This is a genomic window from Paenibacillus ehimensis NBRC 15659 (assembly GCF_004000785.1).
Classification (GTDB): Bacteria; Bacillota; Bacilli; order Paenibacillales; family NBRC-103111; genus Paenibacillus_G; species Paenibacillus_G ehimensis.
On sequence record NZ_BILX01000075.1, the window covers coordinates 22,354 to 30,440 of the forward strand.

Sequence of the window (8,087 nt, forward strand, 5' to 3'; positions counted from 1 at the left end):
TGATAAGTTTAGGGTATCGTTTCACCCCATGGAGTTGAAAGGGGCAGGTCAGGTTGAAATGGTTTGTGGGTCTCGGCAATCCGGGGCGGCAGTACGAAGCGACACGGCATAATATCGGTTTTATGGCGCTGGACCGTTTTGCCGATAAGCACGGCATCAAAATTACGCAAAGCAAATGCAAAGGGCTGCTGGGAGAAGGCCATGTCGCGGGACAGAAGGTGTATCTGCTGAAGCCGCAGACGTACATGAACTTGTCGGGAGAGTCGATCCGCGCATTTATGGATTTTTACAAAGCGGCCATCGAGGACCTGATCGTCGTGTACGACGATCTGGATACGCCCTACGGGCAAATCCGGCTGCGCTATCAAGGAAGCGCGGGCGGGCATAACGGGATTAAGTCGGCAATCGCCCACTTGGGCACGCAGTCCTTCCAGCGTATTCGAATGGGCATTTCGCGGCCCGCCCCCGGCAGAGACATTGCCGATTATGTGCTGAGCCCGTTTAGCAAAGAAGAGTTTCAGCATATGCCCGGGCTGCTCGACAAGACGGTGGACGCCATGGAGCATATCCTCGAGCATCCGTTCGAGAAGACGATGGCCAAATTCAACGGCTGAGCCATTTTCTTTTCGCCAAGAAAAAGCGTTAGCCTGAAGGCTAATCTCCTCCCATCCCGGCCATAATAAGTAAAAACGGCGCTTGGCAAGGCAAGCGGGAGGAGGAAGTCCGATGGCCCTGAAATATGTTTGTCGTCATTGCCAGACCCTGATCGGAGAAATCCGGCAGGGGGAAGTGAGCGAGTTTCAACTCGGGTTCCATTTCTTGACCCCCGAGGAGCGGAGAGATATAATATCGTATAACCCGAATGGGGATGTCACCGTCAAGGTGGTTTGCGATTACTGCAAGGAAGCGCTGGATGCCAATCCCGAGCTCTCGCTCCTCGCGAATCCTCTGCAATAGGGGTTGTTCGCATTTCGGCTATCCGGCTTTTTGGTTAAGGATCGGCCTAAAGTCCGGTGAATAAGAGGCCGCTGCGCGGGCGGATCGCCCTTCCGATTCGCTGCTTCAGAAGCGATTACGCCCGCACTGCAGCTTATTCACGGGACTTCTAGGCTTTTTTAGTGTTACGCGGTTGAGAGGGGTGTCCTGTTTTGCAGGCTTTAATTCAGGCGTTCTCCGCGGACAACGATTTTCAAAGTGTCGTGTCCGGCCTACGCTCGGGGATGAGAGAACAGTTAATAGCCGGGTTGACCGGTTCTTCGCGGCAGGTGATGCTGGCTTCGCTTTACGAGGAGCTGCAGCAGCCTCTATTTGTCGTGACTCACAATATGTTTTCTGCGCAAAAGATGTTCGAAGATTTGGCGGAGCTGCTGCCGGAAGGCCGGGTTGTGCTGTTTCCGGCTCAGGAGCTTCTGGCGGCCGAAGCGGCTATCGCGAGTCCGGAAATGCTTGCGCAGCGGATCGACGCGCTGTCCAAGCTGGCGGACAGCTTTCGCGGGATCGTCATCGTGCCTTATGCGGGGATGCGGCGGCTGCTGCCGGACCAGACGTCGATTGCGGAAGCCCGGCTTCGCGTCGCCGTCGGCGATACGCTCGAGCTGGAGTCGTTCATCGGCCGCATGGTCGAGCTTGGCTACGAACGGGTGGAGCGTGTCGAGAACAAAGGGGAGCTGAGCGTTCGCGGAGGCATTATCGATTTTTATCCGCTCACTTCGCCGAACCCGTACCGGATTGAGCTGTTCGATATTGAGGTGGATTCCATTCGGACGTTCGACCCAGCCGATCAGCGATCGATCCATAAATGCTCCGAGCTTGTCATTACGGCATGTCGTGAAATCGTAGTCGACCGCAAACGGTTACAATCGGCGGCGCAGCATGCGTATGAGCTGCTTCAGGAGCAGATAGGCAAGATGTCGGACCGCGGGGCGAAGGACCGGCTGCTCGAAGGCATCGGCCACGAGATCGAGCTGCTTCGCGAGGGGCAGCATTTTCAAGGGATGTTCAAATACGTTTCCTTGCTGTTCCCGCAGCGCCAGACGCTGCTCGATTACATGCCCAAGGACTCGATTCTGATCGTAGACGAACCGGCCCGGCTGCTCGAGACGGCGAAGCAGCTTGAGAAGGACGAGGCCGAGTGGATGACGATGTCGCTGCAGGACGGCAAGTGCCTGCCGCAGCTCGTGCTGTCGAAGCCGTACGAGACGCTGCTGCACCGCAGACCGTATCCGACCTTGTACATGTCGCTGTTCCTGCGGCAGGTGCCGCAGACGGCGCCACAGAACATCGTCAACTTCATGTGCCGCCTCATGCAGAATTTCCACGGGCAGATGAACCTGTTGAAAAGCGAAATGGAGCGCTGGAAAAAGTCCGGCGTGAAGGTGATGATGGTAGCGAGCGGCACGGAGCGGGTCGACCGCATCAAGCGCGTGCTGGCCGACTATCACATCGACGAGCCGCAAATCGTGGACGGCAATCTGCAGACCGGCTTCGAGCTGCCGGGCATTCATCTGGTCGTCATCACCGAAGGCGAAATGTTCACGCAGAAGCAGCGCAAAGCGCGCAAGGTGGACAAAAAGATCGAGAACGCCGAGCGGATTAAAAACTATCAGGAGCTCAAAATCGGCGATTACGTCGTTCACGTCAACCACGGGATCGGCAAATTTGTCGGTATCGGCACGCTTGAGGTCGGCGGCATTCATAAAGATTATCTTCACATTATGTATGCCGGCGGCGACAAGCTGTCGGTGCCGATCGACCAGATCGATCATGTGCAGAAATACGTCGGCTCGGAAGAAGGCAAGGAGCCGAAGGTCTATAAGCTCGGGGGCGCCGACTGGAACCGGGTGAAAAGCAAGGCCCGCGCGTCCGTACAGGATATTGCCGACGATCTGATCAAGCTGTATGCGGAGCGTCAAGCGACGCCGGGCTACGCCTTCAATCAAGATTCGAACTACCAGCAGGAATTCGAAGGCATGTTCCCGTACGAGGAAACGTCGGACCAGCTTCGGGCCATCGAAGAGATCAAGAAAGACATGGAGAAGCCGAGACCGATGGACCGCTTGCTGTGCGGCGACGTCGGATACGGGAAAACCGAGGTAGCGATTCGGGCGGCGTTCAAGGCGGCGATTGACGGCAAGCAGGTGGCGGTGCTTGTGCCGACGACCATTTTGGCGCAGCAGCATTACGAGACGTTCCGGGAGCGGTTCTCGGGCTATCCGTTTAACATTCAAGTGCTCAGCAGGTTCCGCTCCAAGAAGGATCAGACCGAAACGATGAAAGGCATTAAGAACGGCACGGTCGACGTCGTGATCGGGACGCACAGGCTCCTGTCCAAGGATGTGCAGTTCAAGGATTTGGGACTGCTGATCGTCGACGAAGAGCAGCGCTTCGGCGTGTCGCACAAGGAGAAGCTGAAGCGGCTGAAAACGAACGTGGACGTGCTGACGCTGACCGCGACGCCGATTCCCCGAACCCTGCATATGTCCATGCTCGGCGTTCGGGATTTGTCGGTCATCGAGACACCGCCGGAAAACCGTTTTCCGGTGCAAACGTATGTCGTCGAATACAGCGCCTCGCTGGTCCGGGAGGCCATCGAACGGGAACTGGCGCGCGAAGGCCAGGTCTATTACCTGTTCAACCGCGTGCAGGGAATTACCCAGATGGCCGATCAAATCTCCATGCTCGTCCCCGACGCCCGGGTGACGGTCGCCCACGGCCAAATGTCCGAGCAGGAGCTGGAGAAGACCATTCTCGACTTCCTGGACGGCGAATACGACGTGCTGGTCAGCACAAGCATTATCGAGACCGGAGTCGATATTCCGAACGTCAATACGCTGATCGTCCATGATGCCGACAAGATGGGCTTGTCCCAGCTGTATCAGCTTCGCGGCCGGGTCGGGCGCTCCAACCGGATCGCTTATGCCTACTTCACCTACCAGCGAGACAAGGTGCTGACGGAGGTGGCGGAGAAGCGGCTGCAGGCGATAAAAGAGTTTACAGAACTTGGATCCGGGTTTAAAATTGCGATGAGAGACTTGTCCATTCGCGGTGCGGGCAATCTGCTCGGCGCGGAGCAGCACGGATTTATCGCATCGGTAGGCTTCGATCTGTATTCGCAAATGCTGGCCGAGGAAATTCAGAAGCGCAAGAAGGAACTGGGCGGCGAAGCCGTACAGGAGACCAAAGTATGGTCTACTCAGCTCGATATCCAACTGGACGCTTACATTCCCGGCGACTACATCTACGATAGCGTGCAAAAAATCGAGATTTACAAAAAAGTCGCGGCCATTCAAACCTTGGATGAAGCGATGGAGCTTGAGGACGAATTGGTCGACCGCTTCGGCGATCTGCCGGAGGCGGTGCAAAATCTGTTGACCGCCGCGCGGCTGAAAGTGTACGGTGCCATGTACGGTATCGAGATCATTTCGCAGAAGGGGCTCGATTTCGAGCTCAAAGTTCACCCCGATCAGAACGGCAATCTGGACGGACAGAAGCTGTTCCAGCTGTCGGGCGAATTCGAGAACCGGGTCAAGCTCATCAGCGGACCGCAAATCCACATCGAGCTCAAAGGTAAAGGATTGAAGCCAGAAGAAACCATCGCTTTGCTGGAAAGGTTTCTGGTACAATACAAGCGTGTGTTGAAATCGAAGGGAGAGCTGCAGAATGTGGCAAAATAAACGGAAACCGTTACGAAAAGGGCTTATGGCTCTTTGTGCGCTCGTATTGGTCGCAGGTGTCGCTGCAGGTTGCGGCAAGAAAAAGGACGAGGCGGGAACGGCTGCCGCCGACAAAGGCCAACCGAGCGAGGTTCTTGTTACGTACAAGGACGGACAAGTCACGCGCGGCGAATTCGATACCTTTTTGAACGTGAACGCGTTCTTCTATAAGCAATATGCGCAATTCAAAGACGACCCTGCCTTTCAGCAGGATATGATGAAGCAGCTCGTCACCTTTAAAATTTTGTCCTCCCGCGCGGACGACAAAGCCAAGGCGGAGGCTGAGAAGCAGTTTACGACGCAATTCGAGGAAATCAAGGGCTTCCTGAACGCTCAGGAAGGCGGCATGGAGAAACAGCTCAAGGATGCGAAGCTGGAGCAGAAAGACGTGGAAGAGTTTGTGAAGCGCAGCATCACGGCGATTGTCTCTGAAGAGAGCAAGGTCACCGACCAAGAGCTTCAAACGGCGTATAACACCAGATTGGAGCAGGACAAAACCGCCTATGTGACGGCGACGGTCAGACATGTTTTGGTCGGAATCAACGATCCGGCCACTGGTAAGGAAACCCGTTCCAAGGAAGACGCGCTCAAGCGGGCGAAGGAAGTACAGGACAAACTGAATAAGGGCGGCGACTTTGACGCGCTGGCGAAAGAATATTCGGACGATCCGGGCTCGAAAGAGAAGGGCGGCAAGTACGAGAACGCGGACATCTCCCAGTGGGTGCCCGAGTTTAAGAAAGCGGCGGCGGAGCTGCCGATCGGGAAGATCAGCGATCCGGTGGAAACGTCGTTCGGCTACCATGTGATGAAAGTCGAATCCCGCAAAACCAAAACGCTCGACGAAGTCAAGCCGGAGCTGCGTTCGGCAGCGGCTGAGACGAAGGTGTACGATTTTGTGGAGAAAGAACTGCCAGGTCTGATCCAGACGAACAACCTGCCGAAGCCGGAGGAGAAAAAGCCGGCGGAAGCTCCGAAAACCGATGCTCCGAGCACGGATGCTTCGAAAACGGAAGCTCCAAAAACGGAAGCGCCGAAGACGGAAGGCGGCAAGTAACAATTACCAGGGTGCCCTATGGGGTGCCCTGTTTTGTTTTCATTTTTTTGGACATAATGTAAACAGCGACGGCTTAAGCGTTCCGACCAAGCGTCTGCAACCGTGCCGGGTATGGACATGCATAGGCCGCCGGGAATTGAAGAATACTAGGGTCAGTCGAATTCCCTCCATTTTGCATACAGGGTCATCTCCAGTCTGTATCCCATTCTTCTTGGAAAGCGAGGCATCTAGAAACATGAAAGCAACTGGAATCGTTCGTCGTATCGACGATCTTGGCAGGGTCGTAATCCCGAAGGAGATACGCCGTACCCTGCGTATTCGGGAAGGGGATCCGCTTGAAATTTTTGTGGACCGGGACGGGGAAGTCATTTTAAAGAAATATTCTCCTATCGGCGAGCTTGGGGATTTTGCCAAGGAGTACGCCGAATCGCTCTATGAGAGCACGAACCATATTACGATGATATCCGACCGCGATACGATCATTGCCGTGGCCGGCGGCTCGAAAAAAGATTTTTTGGAAAAGCAGATCGGTTCGATGGTCGAACAATGTATGGAGAACCGCAAAGCGACGCTGGAAACGGCCGGGGGCTCTTATGAAATCTGCAAGGACGTTACCGAAACGTACAGCTCTTATGTGATTGCGCCGATCGTAGCGGGGGGCGATCCGATCGGTGCGGTGATCTTGCTGAGCAAAGACGAGAACGTCAAGATGGGGCAAATGGAATTAAAGATGGCGGAAACGGCCGCCGGCTTTCTGGCAAAGCAGATGGAGCAGTAGCTCCGCCGATGGACAGCGATGCGCAGCTTCCTGATAGGAATCCCTTGGAAGGGAATCGGGAAGCTTTTTGCGTTTTTGGAAAAGGACTGCGAATTGCGGTATAATGAGGCTGCAAAACAGTCCGAACGGATCTCTCGCCGGACTCGATGAGAGACTGGTCGCGGGAACGAAGGGGAAGCGTCATGAAGGAGCGATCAGGGCGGATTGAGACAAGCGGGCCTGCCGGGGCGGGAAACGATGGACGCGATGGGGGGAAGGGTTCGACGCTGCTGCAAGGGGCGGCCCTGCTCGGTCTGGCGGCCGTCATTTCGAAGCTGATCGGCACGCTGCAAAAAATTCCGCTGCAAAATCTGGCGGGCGATGCGGTCTTTGGCATATATAATGCCGTGTATCCGTTGTACATATTGATTTTAGTGTTGGCCACGGCCGGATTTCCTCTGGTCGTGTCCAAGTTTGTGTCGGAGTACGCTGCCGAACGGCAATATGACGAGGCCCGGCGCGTGCTCCGGGTGGCTTCCTTATCGCTGATGGGCACCGGAATCGTCTTTTTTCTGCTGCTGTATTTCGGGGCGGAGACGCTGGCACGGTGGATGGCTGCGCCGCAAACGGCTCCGGCGATACGAAGCGTGTCTTATGCCCTGCTCGTCGTGCCTCTCATGTCTGCGCTGCGCGGTTATTATCAAGGCTATCAGGACATGCGGCCGACCGCTTGGTCCCAGGTGGTGGAGCAAACGGTGCGGGTGGCGACGATGGTCGTTCTGCTGCTCGTCCTGATGCGGTTCGGCTTCGGGCCGGAACGGATCGCCGCAGGCGCAACGTTCGGCTCGGTGACGGGCGCGCTGGCAGGACTGGCGGTTATGCTGTGGTACTGGCGTAAGGAACGGGGCGGGGAGCCTTTGCGGGCGCAGGCTGGGCCCGGCGGCTGGCGGCGCGATTGGGCGCTGGCGAAACGGCTGTCCGCCTATGCGCTGCCGCTCTGTCTGGGCTCCGTGGCGATGCCGATCTTAACGCTCGTCGACTCGTTTACGATGCCCCGGCTGCTGCGTTGGGCCGGCTTCGACGAGAGCGAAGCGTTGGTTCAGTTCGGGCTATACAACCACGGGCTGCCGCTTGTGCAGCTTGTCGCGATGATCGCCTCTTCGATGTCCGCGGCGCTTGTTCCGGCTATCGCCGAAGCGCTCCGGCGCGGCGATGCAGATGCGGTGCGCGCACGCGCGGGCTTGTCCCTGAGGTTGACTTGGCTGATCGGGCTTGCCGCTTCGTTCGGGCTGGCCCTGCTGGCGGAGCCGCTCAACGTCATGTTCTTCAAGAGCGCCGAAGGCACGTCGGCGATGGCGGTGCTAGCGTTCACCGCCCTGTTCTCGGCGGTGAACATCGTCGCGGGAAGCGTGCTGCAGGGCCTCGGCGCCGTGCGCGCGCCGGTGCTGTACCTGCTGCTCGCCGCCGCGGTGAAAGTCGCCGCCAGCGTGGCGCTCGTGCCGCGCTACGGCATCGACGGCGCCGCTTGGGCGTCCGTCGCCGCCTACGCGCTCGGCGGCGGCCT

Annotated in this window: 6 protein-coding genes; all 6 read left to right on the forward strand. The window is 57.1% G+C overall.

Annotated features, from left to right (window positions below):
- Positions 1–53 precede the first annotated feature (53 nt).
- Complete coding sequence (gene pth / locus PEH01S_RS28350; protein ID WP_025846831.1) at positions 54–614, forward strand: aminoacyl-tRNA hydrolase; 561 nt, start codon at positions 54–56, stop codon at positions 612–614.
- A 112-nt stretch (positions 615–726) separates the two neighbouring features.
- Positions 727–957 (forward strand): anti-sigma-F factor Fin family protein, encoded by a 231-nt coding sequence (locus PEH01S_RS28355; RefSeq protein WP_025846833.1) that lies wholly within the window; start codon positions 727–729, stop codon positions 955–957.
- A gap of 191 nt (positions 958–1,148) precedes the next feature.
- A complete protein-coding gene (gene mfd / locus PEH01S_RS28360) occupies positions 1,149–4,673 on the forward strand; it encodes a transcription-repair coupling factor (protein WP_127489492.1) in 3,525 nt (1,174 codons plus the stop codon).
- Complete coding sequence (locus PEH01S_RS28365; RefSeq protein WP_025846836.1) at positions 4,660–5,766, forward strand: peptidylprolyl isomerase; 1,107 nt, start codon at positions 4,660–4,662, stop codon at positions 5,764–5,766. The genes mfd and PEH01S_RS28365 overlap by 14 nt, the downstream gene beginning before the upstream one ends.
- A gap of 235 nt (positions 5,767–6,001) precedes the next feature.
- Complete coding sequence (gene spoVT, locus PEH01S_RS28370) at positions 6,002–6,544, forward strand: stage V sporulation protein T (protein WP_025846837.1); 543 nt, start codon at positions 6,002–6,004, stop codon at positions 6,542–6,544.
- Positions 6,545–6,726: 182 nt separating this feature from the next.
- A partial coding sequence (locus PEH01S_RS28375) for a polysaccharide biosynthesis protein (protein ID WP_246063092.1) occupies positions 6,727–8,087 on the forward strand: 1,361 nt, incomplete at its 3' end.

What these genes read in the sequence shown, in the direction of transcription:
- PEH01S_RS28355 (WP_025846833.1), top strand. Translation starts at nt 727, where the DNA reads ATGGCCCTGAAATATGTTTGTCGTCATTGCCAGACCCTGATCGGAGAA.
- spoVT (WP_025846837.1), top strand. Translation starts at nt 6,002, where the DNA reads ATGAAAGCAACTGGAATCGTTCGTCGTATCGACGATCTTGGCAGGGTC.
- PEH01S_RS28365 (WP_025846836.1), top strand. Translation starts at nt 4,660, where the DNA reads ATGTGGCAAAATAAACGGAAACCGTTACGAAAAGGGCTTATGGCTCTT.